At 69.2% G+C, this 19,334-nt stretch carries 18 protein-coding genes; 1 reads left to right on the forward strand and 17 read right to left on the reverse strand.

The features are described from left to right. Positions 1 to 203: 203 nt before the first annotated feature. The 17 genes from AC1DF3_RS11435 to AC1DF3_RS11515 all read right to left on the reverse strand — a co-directional run bounded on the left by AC1DF3_RS11435 (position 204) and on the right by AC1DF3_RS11515 (position 17,347). Positions 204 to 1,493, reverse strand: a complete 1,290-nt coding sequence (locus AC1DF3_RS11435) for an MFS transporter (RefSeq protein ID WP_286531542.1) — start codon at positions 1,491 to 1,493, stop codon at positions 204 to 206. A gap of 23 nt (positions 1,494 to 1,516) precedes the next feature. Then, on the reverse strand, positions 1,517 to 2,623 hold the full coding sequence (locus AC1DF3_RS11440; protein WP_478139680.1) for a porin: 1,107 nt from the start codon (positions 2,621 to 2,623) through the stop codon (positions 1,517 to 1,519). Positions 2,624 to 2,658: 35 nt separating this feature from the next. Continuing rightward, the gene (locus AC1DF3_RS11445; RefSeq protein ID WP_301810714.1) at positions 2,659 to 3,627 is read right to left on the reverse strand and encodes a PDR/VanB family oxidoreductase; all 969 of its coding nucleotides are present in this window, start codon (positions 3,625 to 3,627) and stop codon (positions 2,659 to 2,661) included. 64 nt (positions 3,628 to 3,691) lie between these two features. Further along, positions 3,692 to 4,714, reverse strand: coding sequence for an aromatic ring-hydroxylating oxygenase subunit alpha (locus AC1DF3_RS11450; RefSeq protein ID WP_286522609.1), 1,023 nt, complete (start codon positions 4,712 to 4,714; stop codon positions 3,692 to 3,694). Between the two features lie 41 nt (positions 4,715 to 4,755). Then, positions 4,756 to 4,974, reverse strand: a complete 219-nt coding sequence (locus AC1DF3_RS11455) for a recombinase-like helix-turn-helix domain-containing protein (protein ID WP_286531539.1) — start codon at positions 4,972 to 4,974, stop codon at positions 4,756 to 4,758. A 57-nt stretch (positions 4,975 to 5,031) separates the two neighbouring features. Next, entirely contained in the window at positions 5,032 to 6,177 is a 1,146-nt protein-coding gene (locus AC1DF3_RS11460; protein WP_286531538.1) for an FAD-dependent monooxygenase, read from the reverse strand. Between the two features lie 21 nt (positions 6,178 to 6,198). Then, on the reverse strand, positions 6,199 to 7,194 hold the full coding sequence (locus tag AC1DF3_RS11465; protein ID WP_478139681.1) for a Bug family tripartite tricarboxylate transporter substrate binding protein: 996 nt from the start codon (positions 7,192 to 7,194) through the stop codon (positions 6,199 to 6,201). A gap of 11 nt (positions 7,195 to 7,205) precedes the next feature. Beyond that, entirely contained in the window at positions 7,206 to 8,177 is a 972-nt protein-coding gene (locus AC1DF3_RS11470) for a VOC family protein (RefSeq protein WP_301810709.1), read from the reverse strand. Between the two features lie 13 nt (positions 8,178 to 8,190). After that, on the reverse strand, positions 8,191 to 9,666 hold the full coding sequence (locus AC1DF3_RS11475) for an aldehyde dehydrogenase (RefSeq protein ID WP_301810708.1): 1,476 nt from the start codon (positions 9,664 to 9,666) through the stop codon (positions 8,191 to 8,193). Between the two features lie 14 nt (positions 9,667 to 9,680). After that, complete coding sequence (locus AC1DF3_RS11480) at positions 9,681 to 10,490, reverse strand: aspartate dehydrogenase (RefSeq protein ID WP_478139682.1); 810 nt, start codon at positions 10,488 to 10,490, stop codon at positions 9,681 to 9,683. 14 nt (positions 10,491 to 10,504) lie between these two features. Continuing rightward, positions 10,505 to 12,202 carry a thiamine pyrophosphate-binding protein gene (locus AC1DF3_RS11485; RefSeq protein WP_286531533.1) on the reverse strand — a complete coding sequence of 566 codons (1,698 nt, stop codon included), beginning with the start codon at positions 12,200 to 12,202 and terminating at the stop codon, positions 10,505 to 10,507. Next, positions 12,195 to 13,034 carry an SDR family oxidoreductase gene (locus AC1DF3_RS11490; RefSeq protein ID WP_301810704.1) on the reverse strand — a complete coding sequence of 280 codons (840 nt, stop codon included), beginning with the start codon at positions 13,032 to 13,034 and terminating at the stop codon, positions 12,195 to 12,197. The genes AC1DF3_RS11485 and AC1DF3_RS11490 overlap by 8 nt, the downstream gene beginning before the upstream one ends. Positions 13,035 to 13,044: 10 nt before the next feature. Then, positions 13,045 to 13,893 (reverse strand): IclR family transcriptional regulator, encoded by an 849-nt coding sequence (locus AC1DF3_RS11495; protein WP_478139683.1) that lies wholly within the window; start codon positions 13,891 to 13,893, stop codon positions 13,045 to 13,047. A 28-nt stretch (positions 13,894 to 13,921) separates the two neighbouring features. Further along, positions 13,922 to 14,791, reverse strand: coding sequence for an alpha/beta fold hydrolase (locus AC1DF3_RS11500; RefSeq protein WP_286531531.1), 870 nt, complete (start codon positions 14,789 to 14,791; stop codon positions 13,922 to 13,924). 23 nt (positions 14,792 to 14,814) lie between these two features. Next, on the reverse strand, positions 14,815 to 15,360 hold the full coding sequence (locus AC1DF3_RS11505; protein ID WP_286522628.1) for a cupin domain-containing protein: 546 nt from the start codon (positions 15,358 to 15,360) through the stop codon (positions 14,815 to 14,817). A 25-nt stretch (positions 15,361 to 15,385) separates the two neighbouring features. Beyond that, entirely contained in the window at positions 15,386 to 16,201 is an 816-nt protein-coding gene (locus tag AC1DF3_RS11510) for an SDR family oxidoreductase (RefSeq protein ID WP_286531529.1), read from the reverse strand. 162 nt (positions 16,202 to 16,363) lie between these two features. Further along, positions 16,364 to 17,347 (reverse strand): Bug family tripartite tricarboxylate transporter substrate binding protein, encoded by a 984-nt coding sequence (locus AC1DF3_RS11515; RefSeq protein WP_286532141.1) that lies wholly within the window; start codon positions 17,345 to 17,347, stop codon positions 16,364 to 16,366. A gap of 295 nt (positions 17,348 to 17,642) precedes the next feature. Between AC1DF3_RS11515 and tcuC the strand changes: the two genes are divergently transcribed. Continuing rightward, the gene (gene tcuC / locus AC1DF3_RS11520) at positions 17,643 to 18,950 is read left to right on the forward strand and encodes a tricarballylate/proton symporter TcuC (RefSeq protein WP_478139684.1); all 1,308 of its coding nucleotides are present in this window, start codon (positions 17,643 to 17,645) and stop codon (positions 18,948 to 18,950) included. Positions 18,951 to 19,334 lie beyond the last annotated feature (384 nt).

Raw genomic sequence — 19,334 nt, forward strand, 5'->3', positions numbered from 1 at the left:
TTCGCTGCGCAGAGCACACCATCGACGTGATCCGTCACGGCGGTCGTTGATCGGCCGCACGACACGGCTTGTCCTGTGCGGAGGGCGGTGGGTAGCCCCCGCAGCGAAATAAAGGAGGAGCCGAAGGCGGGGGACATTCGCGGAGGGGGCTACCCACTGCCCTCCGCACCCGCCCCGGATGGCCGATCGGGCGAATCCGAAGCTCAGGCAGCAATCGCGCCGCGCATCCCCGAGGGACGCTCGCGCCACCACAGCACGAAGCCGCAGACGAACACCACCGCCTGGGTCCCGATCAGCAGCGCGAAGCCGGCGAAGAAGCCGTGGGCCGCACCGCCCGATGCGCCGGGGCCGGCCGATACCGCGCTGATCACGCCGCCCATCAGGGCCGGCATGAAGCCCGCGACCAGGCTGCCGGTGCCGTTGACGACGCCGAAGGCGCTGGCCACGTGCTCGGGCCGGGCGCAGTACTGCACCGTGCTCGGGATCGCCGGGCTCTGCAGTCCCCAGCAGAAATTGGCCGCGATCAGGCAGTAGGCCGCCGCATAGGGGTCGTGCACGTTGATCGCCAGCAGCACCGACAGCGCCACGCCCGCGCTCGCCGCCATGAAGATGAAAGGCACGCGCTGGCGCTCGATCCGGTCGATCAGGACGCCGCCCAGCAGCACCGCGAGCACGGTGGCGTACTGCGGCAGGGACGCGAGCCAGCCCATCTCGCGCAGCGAGAAGCCGCGCACTTCCTTCAGATAGGCCGGCAGCCAGTTGCTGGCACCCCAGAGGTAGGCCAGCGCGGCCGAGGTCAGCACCGTGACCAGCACCAGGTAGCGCGTGTGGAGCGCGCCTTTCACGATGTAGCCGACCTTGTGCATCGCATCGCCGAAGGACTCGGGCTTCGCCATCCCGGCGTAGGACTTCGGCATCTTCACGAAAGCCACCACCAGCGGAATGCCGAGCGCGATGTTCAGCACGCCGAGCACATGGAACGAAGTCTGCCAGTCGAAGCTCGCCAGCAGGAAGCCGATCAGCGGATAGCCGAGCGCCAGGCCGAGCCCGGTGCCCATGTTGACGAAGGAGTTCGGCTTGCCGTTCTCGTGGTTCTCGAAATGCGCCTTGATGTAGGACGAGGCCAGCGAGAACAAGGGCCCTTCGGACACCCCGAGCAGGATCCGCGAAGCCAGCAACATGCCGTAGCCGTTGAACCAGGGCGTGATGAAGGTGACCACGCCCCACACGATCAAGCCGATCACCAGGCTCTTGCGGACCCCGAACAAGGCCGCGCAAAAGGGCGTCAGCACGAAGGCCGAGACGCCGTAGCCGACCATGAAGGCCGTCGCCAGCAAGCCCTGGCTGACCCGGTCCGACGGCGCGATGCCGATGTGCTGCAGGAACGAGGCATCGGTGATCAGCACCGCGATGTTGATCCGGTCGATGTACGAGATGGCGACGATCACGAACAGCGTGATGACGCCGTACCAGCGGAATGCTCTGGGATGCATGGCAACGCTCCTGCAGTAAGGGACTAGAAGGCGTGGCGCAATCCGAACTCTGTGCCACGCGAGCCGTGGTCGGGAGAGGTCAGGACGCCACCGAGGGCTTGCGCGGCGCCGTCGCTGTTGGTCAGCCAGGCGGCGGTCGCATAGACCGCGCTGCGCTTGGACAGGTTGTAGACATAGCCGAGTGCGAACTTGCCCACGGTAGGCCGCGGCAGGTCGAAGCCCGGTTCCCGGCGGTACCACGCATACGAAGCCTTGATCTCGCCGGTGCCGACCGGCAGGTTGAAGCCCAGCAGCGCGCCCTTGCCGTCGACCTCGCCGAGCGAGTCGGTGTAGTACTCGCCCATCACCCTGAGGCCCATGAAGGAGGCGAAGGTGTAGGAAGCGCCGAGATTCGTGACCCTCAGGTCGCCGACCGCATACTTTGTGCGTCCGGTCGAGAGGGCCACGTTGAACGGGCCGTTGAGATAGCCGACGCGCATCCCGGTGTAGTCGCCGTCGTCCTCGATCGACAGCGGCACGGGTCCGGGCAGCACGGCGTTCGAGGGGTTCTCGCCCAGCGCCACCATCAGCTGTCCGTAGAAACCGCCGAGCGTGGGCGGCAGGAAGTAGCCGACGCTGTTCGAGGCCCGCGTGCCGGTGGGTGCGCTCAGGCCGCTCAGGCTGGTGAAGTAGATCTGGTTGGCACCGATGCCGCCGCCGGTCCCGAAGGGGTCGAACAACGCCGTGTTCCAGAACGTCGGCGTGTAGTCGCGGCCCAGCCGCACTTCGCCGAAGGCGCCCGACAGGCTCACGGTCGAACGGCGCCCATAGATCAACCCGCCGTCGCCGACGTTGCCGTTGCGCTGGTTGTTGATGTTGGTGCCGAAGCTGGTGCCGGTGTCGTTCTGCAGGCCGGACTCGAGCCAGAAGCTCGCCGCCACACCGCCGCCGAGGTCTTCTGTCCCCCGGAAGCCGAGCCGGCTGAAGGTGTTGGCGCTGTTGGTGAGCTGCCATTTGCTCGACGACACCGGGCCCGACCCGGTGGTGTAGGTGACTGCCGCGTCGACGACGCCGAACACTGTCACGCTCGATTGCGCGCCGGCCCCGGACGCGGCTGCGCAGGCGGCCGCGGCCACCGAAAATCTCTTCATGTCTTCCTCCCTCTGTTGATGAACTCTTCTTTGCCCTAGATGTCGAGCACCAGCGGGCCGCGCTTGCAGCCCGAGACGCAGATCATCATGGTCTTGTTCGACGCCCGTTCGAGCTTGGTCAGGATGCCGTCGTGGTGGTCGACCTCGCCGTCGAGCACCTTGGTTTCGCAGGCGCCGCAGACGCCTTCCTTGCAGCTGTGGTCGGGGTTGAGGCCGGCGTCGATCAGGCTGTCGAGGATCGACTTGCCGGGCGGGACCTCGACCGTCTTGCCGCTCTTCGCGCACTCGACCACGTAGCTCTGGGTGGCGCTCGGCGTCTCGACGTGCACGGCGGCGAAGCGTTCGATGTGGGCGTTCGGGAGCCCGAGCTGCTCGCAGGTCTTCTCGAAGTTGTCGAGCATCGGCGTCGGGCCGCAGCAGTAGTAATGGCTGTCGGCGCCCTTGCCGCCCAGCAGCGCGGCGAGGTCGGGCGGGCCGCCCTTCTCTTCGTCGAAGTGCCAGGTCAGCGGAATGGCCTTCTCGGCCGCCAGCGCGGCGATCGCCTCGCCGAAGGCCGATTCCTTGCGCGAGCGCGCGCAATAGATCAGCTCGGCCGGCTTGCCGATCGCGGCCAGCCGCTGCAGCATGCACCAGATCGGCGTCACGCCGATGCCGCCCGCCACCAGCACCGAGCGCCCGGCGCCCTCTTCCAGCTTGAAGTTGTTGCGCGGATGCGAGATCGCGAGTGTCATGCCCACGCGCAGCTGCTGGTGCACGTAGCGCGAGCCGCCGCGGCTCTTGCGATCGTTCAGCACGCCGACCACGTAGCGCTGGCGGTCGGTCGACGGATTGCACAGCGAATAGCTGCGCACCAGCCCGTTGGGCAAGTGCAGGTCGATGTGGGAGCCGGCCTCGAAGGCGGGGAAATCCACCTCGGGCGAAGCCGGGCGGAACTCGACGCTCACGATGCCGTCGGCTTCGTAGCGCATCGTGTGAACCAGGGCGTTCAGCGTGGGGGAAGACATGGGAAACCTCGACGATGGGTGGGTCGGTGGGCCGCGCGCCTCGGTGACGCGGCCCGCGCGTTGATCAGGCGCTCGCGCCTTCGAGCTGCTGCTGGGCCAGGCCGCGCAGGTGGCGGCGCAGGCGCACGATGCCGAGGTCGTGCTGGTAGAGCTGTTCGTGCTGGTTGGCGTCGGGCTCCATGTTCTCGATCAGGACGCGGTCCTGTTCGAGCACGTGCCAGTGGCGCGCCTCGAGGCGGTTCTTGTAGAGGAAGCGCCAGGTGTCGCGCTCCCAGCCCTTGGCCAGCTTGCGCACGCGCCAGTGGAAGGCGCACGAGAGCGTCGGCGAGATCGGCGTGTAGCTGCCGACGATGATGAAGTTGCCGCCGGGGCCGCCGGTCTTCGGGTAGGGGATCTCCAGGCGCATCCAGTGCATGCCGGTGTCGGCCCACTCGGTCCAGTCGAAGTTGACGTTGCGCTGGCCTTCCTTCTCGAACACGAAGCCGGTGTCGGTCGCGCGGATTCCGAACTTGGCGGTCGAATCGCCCTCGGCCATCGAATGCGACTGCTTGTGCAGGAAGGTGCCGTGCATCGGGTCCATGACGTTGTCGAGCACGTAGCGGTAGTCGCCCTTCCACTCGGCATAGCAGAGGAAGCTCGAGTACTGCTCGTCGTCGGTCAACTGCTCGGGCAGCACCAGCGGCGGCGGCGTCTCGACCGACTCCTTCGAGTTGTAGAGCCAGACCGCACCGGCGCGCTCCTCGACGTGGAAGAAGCGCGTAGCCTGCGAGCCTTCGAGCTTGCAGCCGGGGCTGCCGGGCACGCGCACGGCGACGCCGTCGCAGCGGACCTCGACGCCATGGTACGGACATGAAAGCCGGTCGCCGAGGATCACGCCCTGCGACAGCGGCGCGCCGCGGTGCGGGCAGCGGTCTTCGAGCGCGTGCAGCTTGCCGCCGTGGTCGCGCCAGAGGGCGAACTTGCGGCCCAGGCGGCGCAGCGACACGGGCGATTCCTTGATGAAGCCGGTGGGGCAGATCGGATACCAGAGATCCTTCAGGCCGATCTCGAGCAACTGGTCGACGGGGTCTTCGCGGGAGGGGGTCATGGTGGGGTTCCTCTTGTGGGAAAAAATCGGCGGCCCGGGGCTCAGGCGCCGAGGGTCGCCATCTCTTCGCGGTAGATGGCCTCGGTCCAGGCCTTGCCGCTGGGGCTCGCGAGACCGCTGTCGTTGAGCCGTTCGACCAGCCCGGCGAGGTCGTGCACGCCGGCTGCGAAGGCGCGCTCGATGGCGTCGCCGAGCAGGTCCTCGTAGGTGGTAGGGGTGCGCTGACGCGCCTGGTGGGGATCGAGATAACGGTCGGTCATGGGTCGCTCCATCGGAAAAAAAGAGGTTGTCGGGGGGTGGCCGTGGGAGGCCTCTGCCTACGCCGCGAGCGCCACGGGCACCGCCCAGGCGTCGTAGCCGTAGACCCAGTCGGCGTTGCCGCCTTCGCGCAGCCAGTTGTTGCCACGCGATCCGAGCTGCACCTGGCTGGCGCGCTCGATGCGAGCCTGCTCATAGCATTTCAGCGCGGCCGCCGCGTCGCTCATCGGCACGCCCTCGAGATGGCGGGCCAGCACCACGGCATCCTCGATCGCCATGCCGGCGCCCTGCGCCATGAAGGGCAGCATCGGGTGGGCGGCGTCGCCCAGCAGCGCCATCCGGCCCTGGGCCCAGGCGGGCATCGGATCGCGCTCGTACAGCGCCGTCTTGAGCACCGTGTCGCAGGCATCGAGCAGCGCGCGGGCGTCGGGGTGGTAGGCCACGTACTGCTCGCGCAGTTCGTCGACGCTGCCGGGCGCGGTCCACGATTCGAGATGCCAGGTGTCCTGCGGCGTGGTGGCGAAGATGAAGATGTCGCGCCCGCGGTTCAGCGGAAAGGTGACGATCTGGCTCTGCGGGTTCGGCCCCCACCACTTGGTGAAGGCGCCGAGGTTCGGCACGCTGGCGACGCGCTCGGCCGGGACCACCGCGCGGTAGGCCACGATGCCCGTGAAGCGCGGGCTCTCGGCGCCGAACATCGCGGTGCGCACCGCCGAGTGGATGCCATCGGCGCCAATCAGCAGGCCGACGCGCGCGCTGCTGCCGTCCTCGAAGCGCAGGTCGACGCCTTCGGCGTCCGGCGTGATCGACTGCGCCCGCTTGCCGAGCGCCACGCGTTCAGCCGGGAACATGTCGGCCAGCGCGGCCAGCAGGTCGGCGCGGTGGATCGTGAGCTGCGGCGCGCCGTACTTCGCTTCGGCCGAGTCGGCCATCTCGAGGCGCGAGGTTTCCTCGCCGCTGTCGTAGGTGCGGCTGATGCGATGGCTGGGCCGGGCGGCGGTCGTGCGGGCTGCCTCGCCGACGCCGAGGCCGTCGAGGGCGCGCACCGCATTGGGCGTCAGGTTGATGTCGGCGCCGACGCGGGCGAACTGCTTCGCCTGCTCGAACACGACCACGTCGTGGCCGGCGCGCTGCAGCGCGATGCCGGCCACCAGCCCGCCGATGCCGGCACCGACGATGCCGATGGTGGATTCATTGCATTGCATGGGTGTCTCCTCGGGTTCTTGTTATTCGGCGACGATGTTGCGGGCCTTGATGATCTTGGCCCACACGGCGGTTTCGTCGCGGATCGCGGCGGCGAACTCGGCCGGCTTCATCGAGGCATCGGTCATGCCCTGCGCCATCAGGCGCTCGCGCACGGCCGGCGCGGCGAGGATCTCGGCGGCGTCCTTGGCGAGTTGCGCGGCAACGGCCGGCGAGGTTCCGGCCGGTGCAAGCAGGCCGTACCAGGAGGTCACGTTGACGCCCTGGATGCCCTGCTCCGCCAAGGTCGGGATCTCGGGCGCGACCGGACTGCGCTTGGCTTCGGTGACGCCGAGCGCGACCAGCTTGCCGCTCTTGATGAAGGGCAGCGTCGCCGGCAGGTTGCTGAACATCAGCGGCACCACACCGCCGAGCACATCGTTGAGCGCCGGCGCCGTGCCCTTGTAGGGCACGTGCAGCAGGTCGACCGCCGCCTGCTGCTTGAACAGCTCGCCCGCCAGGTGCAGGCCGCTGCCGACGCCGGGCGATGCATAGGACAGGGTGCCGGGCTTGGCCTTGGCCTGGGCCACGACTTCCTTCGCGTTCTTGAAGCCCGAGCCCGGCGTCGCGACCAGCACGTTGGGCGCGGTCGCCAGCATGGTGACCGGCACGAAGTCCTTCTGGATGTCGAACGGGAAGTTCGGCATCAGGGTCGGGTTGATCGTCAGGTTGCCGGCCGGCACCACCAGCAGCGTGTGGCCGTCGCCCTTGGCGCGCTTGACCTTGTCGATGCCGATGTTGCCGGCCGCGCCCGCGAGGTTCTCGACCACGGCCGGCTGGCCGTAGCGCTTGGCGAGGCCGTCGGAAAGCACCCGCGCCAGCGTGTCGACCGGCCCGCCGGGCGGGAACGGCGAGACGATCGTGAAGCGGTCGCCCGCCAGCTGCTTCTGGGCCTCGCTCTGCGCCTGCACGGCGGTGGTGGCCGCCAGCGCCAGCACGGCGACGCCGAGCAGTCGGGACAGGGGGATGCGTCGTGTCATTGGCATTTCGATCATTTCTTTTCGGTCAGGAAGGCGCCCTTCGGTCCTTCGGCATTTTTCTGGCGGCGCGTGTGGCCGTCGAGGCCGCCGTCGACCGCCCATTCGGCGAACACCGTCGGACCCGGTTCGAACTCGCGCGGCTGCCACTCGGCGGTCAGCTGGTCTTCGTCGGCGTAGTACTCGATCAGGCCGCCGGCCGGGTTCTTGAAGTACCAGAAGTAGGCCGAGGACACTGGATGGCGGCCCGGGCCGAGCTGCGTCTCCCACCCCTTGCGCGAGAAATGCAGCCCGCCGCCGAACACCTCGTGGATGTCGCGCACGGTGAAGGCCACGTGGTTCAGTCCGCGCTTGCCCGAAGGCAGCTGCAGCAGGAACAGGTCGTGGTGGCCACCCTCGGGCGCGCAGCGCATGAAGGCGCCGCGGTTCGGGTAGCTGTCGGACGCGACGAAGCCGAAACGGTCGCTGTAGAAGGCGCTGGTGGCCTTGACGTCGCTGACGAAGAACACGACGTGGCCGACCTCGATCGGCGTCGCGTGGTCATACACTGGCGCGGCCTGGTTGATGCGCGGCTTGGCGTTCCAGGTGTTCATCGCGCCGCAGTCGACCTCGACCGCATGCTTGCGGCTGACCTGCAGCCGCACGGCCAGGCCGTTCGGGTCGATGCAGCCGATGCGGCGGGCACCATCGGCCTCGCCGTCGACGAAGCCCGGGTCCCTGGCGATCGCCGCGGCATAGCGCGCGAGGTCGGCGTCGCTCTCGACGCCCCACACCACTTCACGCAGGGTCGGGCCCTCTTCCATGCCGGCCGGCAGGCCCGGCTTGTCCAACGCCGCGACCACCACCTTGCAGCCGTTGAGGCATTCGAAGACGAGCTGGTCGGTGGCCTCGGACTTGAGCACGAGGCCCCAATCCTGGAAGAAGGTGCGGCAGACCGCGAGGTCGTCGGCCGCATAGGTGATCTGGTCGATGCCCAGTACGCTCATGATCGTTGTCCTTTCAGTTGGCCCACGGCAGCGGCTGCTCGTTGGTGCCCCAGTACATGCTCTTCTGCTCCATGTACTGGAAGATGCCCTCGCGGCCCTTCTCGCGGCCCAGGCCGCTGTCGCGCCAGCCGCCGAACGGGGTCGAGACCGAGAACTGCTTGTAGGTGTTGACCCAGACCGTGCCGGCCTGCACCGCGCGGCCGAGGCGCCAGGCGCGCTTGAAGTCGCGGCTCCAGACGCCGGCTGCCAGCGCGTAGACGCTGTCGTTGGCCTGCTGGATCAGTTGTTCCTCGTCGTCGAAAGGCATCGCGACCAGCACCGGGCCGAAGATCTCCTCCTGGCTGATGCGGGCGTTGTTGGTCAGGCCTTCGAGGATCGTCGGCGTGTAGAAGTAGCCGCGGTCGAGGCCGTTGCCGTGGGGGCGCACGCCGCCGGTGCGGATGCGGCCGCCTTCGGACACGCCGAGCTCGACGTAGCGCTCGATGCCCTCGCGGTGCTTCGCCGTGATCAGCGGGCCCATCTGGGTGTTCTCGGCCGCCGGGTCGCCGACGCGCAGCGCGTTGGCGCCTTCGGCCAGCCGGGTCAGGAATTCGTCGTAGATCGAACGGGCGACGAACAGGCGCGAGCCCGCGATGCACGATTCGCCCGAGGAGCTGAAGATGCCGTAGAGCACGCCGGCGACCGCGTGGTCGAGGTCGGCGTCTTCGAGCACCATGGTCGGCGACTTGCCGCCGAGTTCGAGCGACACCGGCATCATCTTGTCGGCCGCGATGTGGGCGATGTGCTTGCCCGTGGTGGTGCCGCCCGTGAAGGACACGCGCTTGACCAGCGGATGCTTCGTGATGGCGTCGCCGATCAACGAGCCCTTGCCCGGAAGCACGCTGACGATGCCCTTGGGCACGCCGGCCTCTTCGCAGATGCGCGCCAGTTCGAGCGCCATCAGCGGCGTGACCTCGGCCGGCTTGACCACCACCGCATTGCCCGCGGCCAGCGCCGGCGCCAGCTTTTGCGCTTCGCTCGCGATCGGCGAGTTCCACGGCGTGATCGCCGCGACAACGCCCATCGGCTCGTGCACGCTCATCGTCACGAAGGGGCCGCGCGAGGGCGTGATCGTGTCTTCGAGGGTCTCGAGCGCGGCCGCGAAGAACTGGAAGGTGCCGGCGGCGCTGGCCACCAGGTTGCGGGTCTCGCTGATCGGCTTGCCGTTGTCGAGACGCTGCTTCTGGGCCAGGGCTTCGGACTGCTCGCGGATCAGCTGCGCCACGCGGTGCAGCACGCTCGCGCGCTGGTGCGGCAGCATCTGGGCCCAGCCGCTGGTGAGGAAGGCGTGGTGCGCGCGTTCGATGGCCTCGTCGACGTCGGCCAGGCTGGCAGCCCGGAGGCGCGCGATCGGCTCGCCGGTGGCCGGGTACAGGCTCTCGTAGACGTCGCCGCCGCCCAGGCGCCACTCGCCCGCGACATTGAGGGGAAGGAGTTCGGAAGAAATCATCGGGGTTCCTCGGTTCAGATCGCCAGCGCCGCGACGCGGTTGCGCAGCGCCCGCACGGCGCTGTAGACCGTCAGCGCGGAGGTCTTGGGGTTGGCGGCCAGCGGCTTGTTGCGCATCGTGAGTTCGAAGCTGCCGAAGGCGCCCCGGGCCTCGACCACGTGGACGTTGTCGGCCACCGCCGGATCGGCGATCAGCAGCACCAGCGTGCGGTCCAGGCCCAGGCCGGCGAGAGACACGGTGGCCGCCACGTTGGCGTTCTTGGGGTACAGCGTGGCCGCTTCGCGCGCGCTGCCTTCGAAGATCACGGTCTCGCGCGCCAGCGATGCGAGATCGCGGCCCTGCTCGGCCGGTGTGCCCTTCCAGGCCTGCGGCGGCTTGCGGCCGATGTAGCGGACTTCGTCGAGCCCGCCGACGCGGGCCGCGGCCAGCGCGTCGATGGCGCCGATCGCACCGGCGATCAACTGCACCTGGGTGCCGCCGGCGAGCGCGGCGGCTTCGAGCTTCTCGGCGAGGCCCGGGGCCGAGAGCGCGCCCACCGAGGCGACGACGCAGGGCGTGCCGCGCTGCAGGGCCGGCAGCACGTGGGCCTCGATCGCCGCATGGCCCGCGGCCTCGACCACCAGGTCGATGCCTTCGGGCGGAACGCAAGACACGACCTGCGCGCCGGGTGCGAGCCGCTCTGCCGTGGCCTGGGCCGCTGCGAAGGCATCGGCCGGCACGACGATCGCCTGGATCTCCAGTGCCGCATCGGCCTGGAGCAGCTCGAGCATCGCGCTGCCGATGGCACCGCAGCCGATGAGCGCAATGCGCGTGGGGGTGGACATGCGAAGGGCTCCGCTCACTTGGCCGTGCCGAGCGCAGGAATCTGCGTGATCGTGTTGGTCGGCGGACCGGCGAAGGTGCTCTTGAAGCCGCCGATGGACAGCATGTCGATCTCGAGCAGGAAGGGACCGTCGCCGGCCAGGGCCTGGTCGAGCCGCGCCGGCAGGTCGTCCAGCTTCTGCACGCGGGCGTGCGGCAGCGCGATCGACTTGCACAGCAGGTCGTAGTCGGGCGTGTGCAGTTCGGCGTAGCACTGGCGGCCGCCGTACTGCGCGTCCTGGATGTTCTTGATGACGCCGTAGCTCTTGTCGTTCATGAGCACGATCACCATGGGCGCCTTCTCCTGCACCATGCAGGCCAGTTCGCCGAGGTTCAGGATGAAGCCGCCGTCGCCGGCCAGGCAGAAGGTCCGGCGGCCCGAACCGGTCACCGCCGCGCCGATCGCCGCGCCGATCGCCATCGGCATCCCCTGGCCGATGCCGCCGCCCGTGGCGTGCACGCCGGCGCTGGGTTCGAAGATGCGCAGTTCGCGATTGCCCCAGGTGCTGTTGGAGACGGTCACGTCGCGCACCCAGTTGAAGTTGCGTCCGGCCACCGACTGGATCCGGCGCACCAGCTCGGCATACGGGCCGAGGCCGTCGCGCAAGGTCGCGACCGCCTGGTCGTGGGCGGTGCGCAGGTCGACCAGCAACTGGGGGTCGGCCTTGTACCTGGCCGCTTCGAGGCGGTCGGCCAGGCCTTCGAGCGCCAGCGCGGAATCGCCGCAGACAAAGGCATCGGTGGCGTAGCAGCGCCCTTCGGCGGCCGCATCGGCGTCGATGCGGTAGAGCGGGCGCGGCAGCTTCAGCTCGTACTTCAGCGTCTCGTTGCCGCGCAGGCGCGAGCCGACCACCAGCATCGCATCGCAGGTCTGGTAGAGGGCCTCGACCGGCTTCTGGATGTTGTAGGCGCCGAGCGAGCCGGCATCGTCCTCGGGCACCGTGCCGCGGCCCTGCGTGGTGGTGACCACGCCGAAGCCGAGCTTCTGCAGGCGCTGGATGGCCGCGCGGGCGTGGCGGGCACCGCCGCCGACCCACAGCAGCGGACGCCTGGCCTTGGCGAGGTCCGCGGCCAGCGCGTCGAGGCCGGCCTTCGACGGCACGGCGGCCTCGATCGGCAGCGGCGACAGGTCGGCCGGCATCGCGACCAGCGCGGACTGGATGTCGATCGGGATCTCGACGCTGACCGGGCCGGTGGGCGCGGTCAGCGCGACCTGCACCGCGCGCTTCAGGGTGCCCAGCAGGTTGTCGACGCTGCGCACGCGGAAGGCCGCCTTGGAGATCGCCTTGAGCATCGTGAGCTGGTCGGGCGCCTCGTGGATGTACGACATCCCCTTGTCGATGTAGGGGGTCTCGATCTGGCCCGTGATGTGCAGCACGGGAGCGCCGGCGGTCAGTGCCTCGACCATGCTGCCGGCGATGTTGCCGGCGGCCGGGCCGGTGCTGGTGATGCACACGCCCAGGCTGGCCGTGGAGCGTGCATAGGCGTCGGCCATGTTGCCCGCGCCGGCCTCGCCGCGGGCCGAGATGAAGCGGATCGCGCCCCGCTGCGCGAAGGCATCGAGGATCGGCATGTTGTGGATCGAGATGACGCCGAATGCCGCCTTGACGCCGCATTGCTCGAGGAAGGCGGCGACGACTGCGCCGGCCGTGACGGTGGGGTTGGGGTTATGCATGGCGGGAATGGCCTCCGGAAATGTCGATGTGGCTGCCCGTCGTATAGGACGCGAGCGGTGAAGCGAGAAAGAGGATGGCGCGCGCGGCTTCGATCGGAAGCCCCAGGCGGCCCAGCGGGATGTGCTTGTCGCGGGCGAGCTGGCCGCTCCAGGCGTCCCAGTCGAGTTCGGTCTGCGCGCGGGCCTCGAAGCGCCGGCGCCACTGGCCCGACTCGACCAGGCCGATCAGGATGCCGTTGACACGCACGCCCTGCGGCGCGAACTCGGTCGCCATCGAACGCACCAGGCTCAGCAGGCCGGCCCGCGCGGCCGAGGTCGCGACCATGTGCGGCTCGGGCTGGCGCGCCAGCAGCGAGTTGGCGCAGACGATCGCGGCATCGCCCAGGGCGGCGCGCTGCGCCACCAGCTGCGGCAGGAAGGCACGGGTCGGATGGATGACCGAGAAGAACTTCAGGTGCAGCTCATCGCTCCAGGCCTTGTCGTCGGTGTCGGCGAAGGTGGAGACGCGGCCCTGCCCCGCGTTGTTGACCAGCATCGAGGCCGGGCCCAGCGCGGCTTCGCTGTCGGCGGCGAAACGCTGCACCGATGCCGCGTCGAGCACGTCGCAGGTGCGGGCGAAGAGGCGCGCCTCGGGGCGCGTCGCGCGCAGGCCGGCCACCGCGCGGTCGAGGCGCTCGGCATCGCGGCCGCACAGCGCCACGGCGGCGCCGCTGTCGAGCAGCAGTTCGACGGTCGCCAGGCCGATGCCGGAAGAACCGCCCGTGACCACGGCCACGCGGCCGGCCAGCGCGTCGGCAGCGAAGAGGTTGGGTGAAAGCTGGGGTGTCGTCATGGTGCGCAACTCAGGCTGCGAGGTCGCCGCCGCGCAGCGGGATCACCTGGCCCTTGGCGGCCGGCGCGTAGTTCAGCAGGCCGGAGATTTCGTCGGCGGTCTGGCGCACGCGCTGCACCATCTCGTCCATGCGGCTTTCGTCGATATGGCCCGAGGTGATGGTCGCGCCCAGCGCCGCCACGATGTGGCCGCTGTGGTCGCGCACCGGTGCGGCGATGGTCGAGATGTTGGATTCGAAGAAGCCCTCGCCCAGCACGTAGCCGCGCTGGCGGTCGGCCTGGACCATGTCGAACAGCTGGTCGACCGTGACCGGGGTGCGCGGCGAGAAAGCCTCGAGCTTGTCTTCCGGGTAGAGCGCGCGCAGCTGCACCAGAGTCAGGTCCTCGAGCAGGATGCGGCCCAGCACGGTGGCGTGCGCCGGCAGCCGCGTGCCCACCGTCACCGAGCTGGCGAAGGGCGTGGGCGGCGCGACCTTGGCGACATAGACGATCGAGCGGGCGTCGCGCACCACCAGGTTGCAGGGCGTGCGCAGCTCGTCGCACAGGCGCTGCAGCAGCGGTGTGCCGAGCTGGGTCAGTTCGAGCGAGGCCAGGTACTCGAAGCCGAGCCGCAGCACAGCGAGGCCGAGGCGGTAGTCGCGGCCGCCTTCGGCGCGCTCGAGGAAGCCCATGTTCTCGAGCGTGGTCAGGAGCCGGAACACGGTCGAGCGCGGCAGGTCGAAGCGGCGCGCGAGTTCGGGCGCCGACAGCGAACGGTGCTCGCGGCTGAACTCGCACAGCAGGCGCAGGCCGCGCTCGAGCGCCGGCACGTTGTAGCGGTCCGCGCCCTCTTCGATCGATTCGATGTCGTTGGTTGCCATGGTCTCTCTTCGTTGAATTGGGGATCGGTCAGGCGGCAAGAACGTCGCGCAGCAGCGCCGCCACGGCTTCCGGCCGCTCGACGTAGCTGGCATGCCCGGCGTCGGCGATCGTTTCGAGCGGGACGCCGCACTTGCGAGCCGCCTCGGCGCAACCGGCCGGCGGCGTGACGACGTCGAGCGCGCCGCACGCCACCCGAACCGGCATGGCCGGCGGCAGGTCGGCCAGCAGATCGCCGCCGCACAGCAGTTCGATCGCCTGCCGATAGCCTCCGTCGTTCAGGCGCGACATGTTCCAGCGCACCCATTGCCGTGCCTGTTCGCCGGCGCCCGCAGACAGCAGCCGGGTGTCGGCGCGTGCCGCCATGCCGGCGATGCCGGCCCCGGACAAGGCCTCGATGCGCTGGGCGTGGACGCGGCGGCGCTCTTCGGCACGTTCGGGCGCGCCGTAGCCGGCGGCCGGGCTGATCAGCACCAGCCGGGCGATCCGCTCAGCCAGCGCCGAGCCCGGCCGCGCCGCCGACGCCGCGGTCAGCGCGCCGAGCGAATGGCCGACCAGCGTGCAGCGGTCGATGTCGAGGGCGTCGAGCATCGCGCCCAGCCGCTCGGCATAGTCGGCGGCCGTGGGCTGCGCGGGCGCGAGCGGCGTCGACGCGCCGTAGCCGGGGGCATCCCAGGCCAGCACGCGCGCCTGCGGCGCCAGCAGCAAGGCCGTGTCGAGCCAGGACGCGGCGCCCGACCCGATGCCATGGAGGCAGACCAGCGCCGGTCCGCTGCCGCATTCGCGCACCGACATCACGCCGCCGCCGCGCAGCGTCACGGCGCGCGCGGGGAAGCGCGCTTCGAGGCGCGCCACTTCGGAGGGCGGCAGGGTCGCGGCGGGGTTCATGGCGGCGCTCATGGGCTGGTGCTCGATGCCGGGGATCAGCGCTTGATCTTGGCCAGCGGATGGTCCGCCGGGTAGGTCGGCGTCACCGGCTTCTTGGCGCCGAGCATCACGCACATCAGCGCGTCTTCGTCGCCGATGTTGATTTCTTCGCGGTAGACGCCCGGCGGCACCGAGATCAGGTCGCGGTCGGTCATGATGGTCTCGAAGCGCTCGCCGTCCTTCTCGATGACGACCTTGAGCTTGCCGCGGATCAGAAAGAACACTTCTTCGACGTCGGTGTGCAGGTGCGGCGGGCCTTCGTGGCCGGCCGGGATCACCATGGTCGAGAAGGTGAAGTTCTCGGCGGGCACGGTGTTCACGTCCTTGGCGACGCCCGTGCCGCCGGTGCCCACGTAGCGCATCTGCGCGCGGCGGAACTTGGGATCGAGGTCGGCCTGGAACTTGAGCGCGTCCCAGTCGTACTTGCGGGTGGCATAGCGCGCGATGCGCGTTTCCATCCATTGCTGGAGGCTGCTGCCTTCGGGCTGCGCCAGGGTGTCGGCGGCGCCGTCGATCTTCTGTTGTTCGGACAAATCGCTCATCGGGTTTACTCCTTGGTCGAAAAAATCAGTGCATCACGAAGCCGCCGTTGACGGCGAGCAGCTGGCCGGTCACGAAGCGCGACAGGCCCGAGAGGGCAAAGAGCATCGCGCCGCAGACGTCGGCGGCCTGCTGCTCGCGCGGGATCGCGCGGCCTTCGAGGTATTTCTGGTGGCGTGCCATCGGCACGTATTCGGTCGCCTCGACCAGGGTCAGGCCGGGTGCCACGGCGTTGACCGTGATGCCTTCGCCGCCCCACTCGCGCGCCAGCGAGCGCGTCATCGAGACCACGGCGCCCTTGCTCGACGCATAGGCCAGCAGGTTGGGTGCGCCCCACAGCGCGGTGTCCGACGCCAGGTTGACGATCGCGCCGCGGCCGCTCGCGGCCAACGCCGGCTGGCAGGCGCGGCTCATCAGCCAGGTGCCGCGCACATTGACCGCCATCACGCGGTCCCACATGTCGATCTCGAGCGCATGCGCATCGCGGCCGCCGGAGTTGGTGATGGCCGCGTTGTTGACCAAGCCGTCGAGGCCGCCGAGCGCGGCGACGGCCGCTTCGGCGCAGGCGTCGATCGAGGCCGGGTCCGACAGGTCGACCGCCAGTCCGTGGGCGGTGGAGCCGGCCGCCCGCAGCGCCGCGGCCTCGGTCTGCACCAGGTCGGACAGGATGTCGGCCATCACGACGGCGCCACCGGCGGCGGCGATGCACTTGGCGAAGGCCAGGCCGAGGCCGCGTGCCGCGCCCGTGACCAGCACCTTGCGGCCGGCCAGCAGGTTGGCGGGCAGTTCCGCAAGAAGGGTTTGCAGGCTCTGCTGGTCGGGGGTGCCGCTGGGCTGGGTCATGGGATCTTCTTTGTCAGTGGGTTCACCGCGCATCGTGGGACCCGCGATGCATGAAACTGGCGCCTGCCGAAGCCAGGGATACCGTGGATCTGGCTTTGCCAGGCCGCTGGTATCGCCCCCTGGAGGGGGAGGCGCCGCAGGCGCTTCGGGGGTGGTCCATGACTAATCGGCCTGGATGCCGAGTTCCTTGATCACGCGGCCGAAGCGCTCGAAGTCGGCGGCGTTGGTCTTGCCCAGGGTCTCGGGCGTGCCGCCCAGCGGCAGCGCGCCGAACACCGCCATCTTGGCGGCGACGTCGGGCATCTTGAGGATCTCGTTGAAGTGGCCGTTGAGCGTCTTCACGATCTCGGGCGACAGCCCCTTGGGACCGAAGATGCCGTTCCAGGCCATCACCTCGATGTCCTTGTAGCCCAGCTCCGCCAGCGTCGGCACGTTGGGCGCGAGCGGCGAGCGGGCCTTGTCGGCCACCGCCAGCGGCGTGACCTTGCCGCTTGGCAGGTAGGGCGCGATCGGGCCGTAGGTGACCACGGTCAGCGGCACGTGGCCGCCGAGCACATCGTTGATCGCCGGCGCGACGCCCTTGTACGGGACGTGCTTGATGTTCAAGCCGGCCGACTTGTTGAACATCTCGCCGAGGATGTGCATCGGCGAGCCGCTGCCGGGACTGGCATAGGACAGGTCGGGGCTGCGCTTGGCGGCGGCCACCATGTCCTTCAGGTTCTTGGCGCCGCTGCCGGGCCCGGAGACCAGGAACAGCGGCATCATCGCGGTCTGGATGATGGGCGTGAAGCCGTTCACCACGTCGTAGCCGGCGCCGGCGCCGGTCTTGAGCACGATCTGCGCGATCGAGAAGGTGCTCGGCGCGACCAGCAGCGTGTAGCCGTCCGCGGGCGCCTTGGCAACGAAGCTGCTGCCGATGACGCCGCTCGCGCCGGGGCGGTTGTCCACCACCACCGGCTGGCCGACCCGTGCCGAGAGTTTCTCGGCGAACAACCGGGCCAGCGCATCGGTGTCGCCACCGGCCGGATAGGCCACGACGAGCGTGATCGGCTTGGTCGGCCACGCCTGGGCCCAGCCCGGACCGGCGGCGCCGGCAGCGGCGGCGCAGAGCGCGAGAGACAGCATCTGGCGGCGGGAGTTCTTGATCATCATGGGAGGCGATTCCTTGGCGTTGGGGAAAACTCGCTCTGTTTCACTAATGAATCACTGATTTAGTAATGAAACGATGGACGAAGAATAGTCCGTGGGACGCCGATGAAATATAGGTAAAAACCCTATGATTTATTGGGCAGATTCCGGCGCTACCTCGGCGGCGCTGAGCGCGACCTGACCTCATGGGGCGGGACATACCCCGAGCGCGCCGACGGCTGATCGACAGCTTGGCCTCCTACGATGGACGGACCGTGCGGCCACCGCGCTGCAGACCCGCAGGAGACATCCCATGAGCACCGCCACCCTCGCCAACGCCCCTTCGGCGCCGCCGGCCAGCAGTTCCAAGCTCGGCGCCGTGCTGCGCGTCACGAGCGGCAATTTCCTCGAGCAGTTCGACTTCTTCCTGTTCGGCTTCTATGCCACCTACATCTCGAAAGCCTTCTTCCCTGCCAGCAGCGATTTCGCCTCGCTGATGCTGACCTTCGCGGTGTTCGGCGCCGGCTTCCTGATGCGGCCGCTGGGCGCCATCGTGCTGGGCGCCTACATCGACGAGGTCGGCCGGCGCAAGGGCCTGATCGTCACGTTGGCGATCATGGCCAGCGGCACGGTGCTGATCGCCTTCGTGCCGGGCTACGCGACCATCGGGGTGGTGGCGCCGGTGCTGGTGCTGATCGGCAGGCTGCTGCAGGGCTTCTCCGCCGGCGCCGAACTCGGTGGCGTCTCGGTCTACCTGTCGGAGATGGCGACGCCTGGCCACAAGGGCTTCTACACGGCGTGGCAGTCGGCCAGCCAGCAGGTCGCGATCGTGCTGGCCGCAGCGCTCGGCTTCGGGCTCAACGAGATGCTGTCGCCAACCGTGCTGGCCGATTGGGGCTGGCGGATCCCCTTCTTCGTTGGCTGCATGATCATTCCGTGCATCTTCGTGCTGCGCCGCTCGCTCCAGGAGACCGAGGCCTTCCAGGCCCGCAAGCACCACCCGACGACCCGCGAGGTGTTCCAGTCGATGGCCCGCAACTGGCGCGTGGTGCTGTGCGGGATGCTGCTGGTCGCGATGACCACCACCACCTTCTACCTGATCACGGTCTACACGCCGACCTTCGGGCGCACCGTGCTGCACCTGAGCGCGCGCGACAGCCTGATCGTGACCCTGCTGGTGGCCGTCACCAACTTCATCTGGCTGCCGATCGGCGGCGCCCTGTCCGACCGGATCGGCCGCAAGCCGCTGCTGCTGGCGGTCACGCTGCTCGCCATCTTCACGGCTTATCCGGCGATGCACTGGCTGGCTGCGGCGCCCAGCTTCGGCCGCATGCTCGACGTGCTGCTGTGGTTCTCGTTCCTGTTCGGCATGTACAACGGCGCCATGGTCGTGGCCCTGACCGAGGTGATGCCGGTCGAGGTCCGGGTGGTCGGCTTCTCGCTCGCCTACAGCCTGGCGACCGCGGTCTTCGGCGGCTTCACGCCGGCGATCTCGACCTGGCTGATCGAGACCACCGGCGACAAGGCGGCGCCGGCCTGGTGGCTCAGCGTAGCGGCGGTCTGCGGCTTGATGGCGACGCTGATCCTCTATCGCAAGGGACGGAAGCCGTCGGTGGCCTGACGCCACGAGGGCGGTTGCTTCGGGGCGGGCTCACGCCGACGGCGTACTCTGCTCCGCGAATGTCCCCCGGCCTGCGGCCTCCTCCTTTATTTCGCTGCGCAGAGCACACCATCGACGTGATCCGTCACGGCGGTTGTTGATCGGCCCCAGGACACGGCGTGTCTCGTGCGGAGGGTGGTGGGTAGCCCCCGCAGCGAAATAAAGGAGGAGGCGAAGCCGGGGGACATTCGCGGAGGGGGCTACCCACTGCCCTCCGCACCCGCCCCGGATCGCTGCCGTATCGGGGCGGGCTCACGCCGACGGCGTACTCTGCTCCGCGAATGTCCCCCGGCCTGCGGCCTCCTCCTTTATTTCGCTGCGCAGAGCACACCATCGACGTGATCC

It is taken from the genome of Variovorax sp. 10N432 (assembly GCF_056394465.1).

Bases quoted from the DNA above. Each gene is read 5' to 3' on its own strand.
- AC1DF3_RS11435 (WP_286531542.1), bottom strand. From the start codon at position 1,493: ATGCATCCCAGAGCATTCCGCTGGTACGGCGTCATCACGCTGTTCGTG.
- AC1DF3_RS11440 (WP_478139680.1), bottom strand. From the start codon at position 2,623: ATGAAGAGATTTTCGGTGGCCGCGGCCGCCTGCGCAGCCGCGTCCGGG.
- AC1DF3_RS11445 (WP_301810714.1), bottom strand. From the start codon at position 3,627: ATGTCTTCCCCCACGCTGAACGCCCTGGTTCACACGATGCGCTACGAA.
- AC1DF3_RS11450 (WP_286522609.1), bottom strand. From the start codon at position 4,714: ATGACCCCCTCCCGCGAAGACCCCGTCGACCAGTTGCTCGAGATCGGC.
- AC1DF3_RS11455 (WP_286531539.1), bottom strand. From the start codon at position 4,974: ATGACCGACCGTTATCTCGATCCCCACCAGGCGCGTCAGCGCACCCCT.
- AC1DF3_RS11460 (WP_286531538.1), bottom strand. From the start codon at position 6,177: ATGCAATGCAATGAATCCACCATCGGCATCGTCGGTGCCGGCATCGGC.
- AC1DF3_RS11465 (WP_478139681.1), bottom strand. From the start codon at position 7,194: ATGACACGACGCATCCCCCTGTCCCGACTGCTCGGCGTCGCCGTGCTG.
- AC1DF3_RS11470 (WP_301810709.1), bottom strand. From the start codon at position 8,177: ATGAGCGTACTGGGCATCGACCAGATCACCTATGCGGCCGACGACCTC.
- AC1DF3_RS11475 (WP_301810708.1), bottom strand. From the start codon at position 9,666: ATGATTTCTTCCGAACTCCTTCCCCTCAATGTCGCGGGCGAGTGGCGC.
- AC1DF3_RS11480 (WP_478139682.1), bottom strand. From the start codon at position 10,490: ATGTCCACCCCCACGCGCATTGCGCTCATCGGCTGCGGTGCCATCGGC.
- AC1DF3_RS11485 (WP_286531533.1), bottom strand. From the start codon at position 12,202: ATGCATAACCCCAACCCCACCGTCACGGCCGGCGCAGTCGTCGCCGCC.
- AC1DF3_RS11490 (WP_301810704.1), bottom strand. From the start codon at position 13,034: ATGACGACACCCCAGCTTTCACCCAACCTCTTCGCTGCCGACGCGCTG.
- AC1DF3_RS11495 (WP_478139683.1), bottom strand. From the start codon at position 13,893: ATGGCAACCAACGACATCGAATCGATCGAAGAGGGCGCGGACCGCTAC.
- AC1DF3_RS11500 (WP_286531531.1), bottom strand. From the start codon at position 14,791: ATGAGCGCCGCCATGAACCCCGCCGCGACCCTGCCGCCCTCCGAAGTG.
- AC1DF3_RS11505 (WP_286522628.1), bottom strand. From the start codon at position 15,360: ATGAGCGATTTGTCCGAACAACAGAAGATCGACGGCGCCGCCGACACC.
- AC1DF3_RS11510 (WP_286531529.1), bottom strand. From the start codon at position 16,201: ATGACCCAGCCCAGCGGCACCCCCGACCAGCAGAGCCTGCAAACCCTT.
- tcuC (WP_478139684.1), top strand. From the start codon at position 17,643: ATGAGCACCGCCACCCTCGCCAACGCCCCTTCGGCGCCGCCGGCCAGC.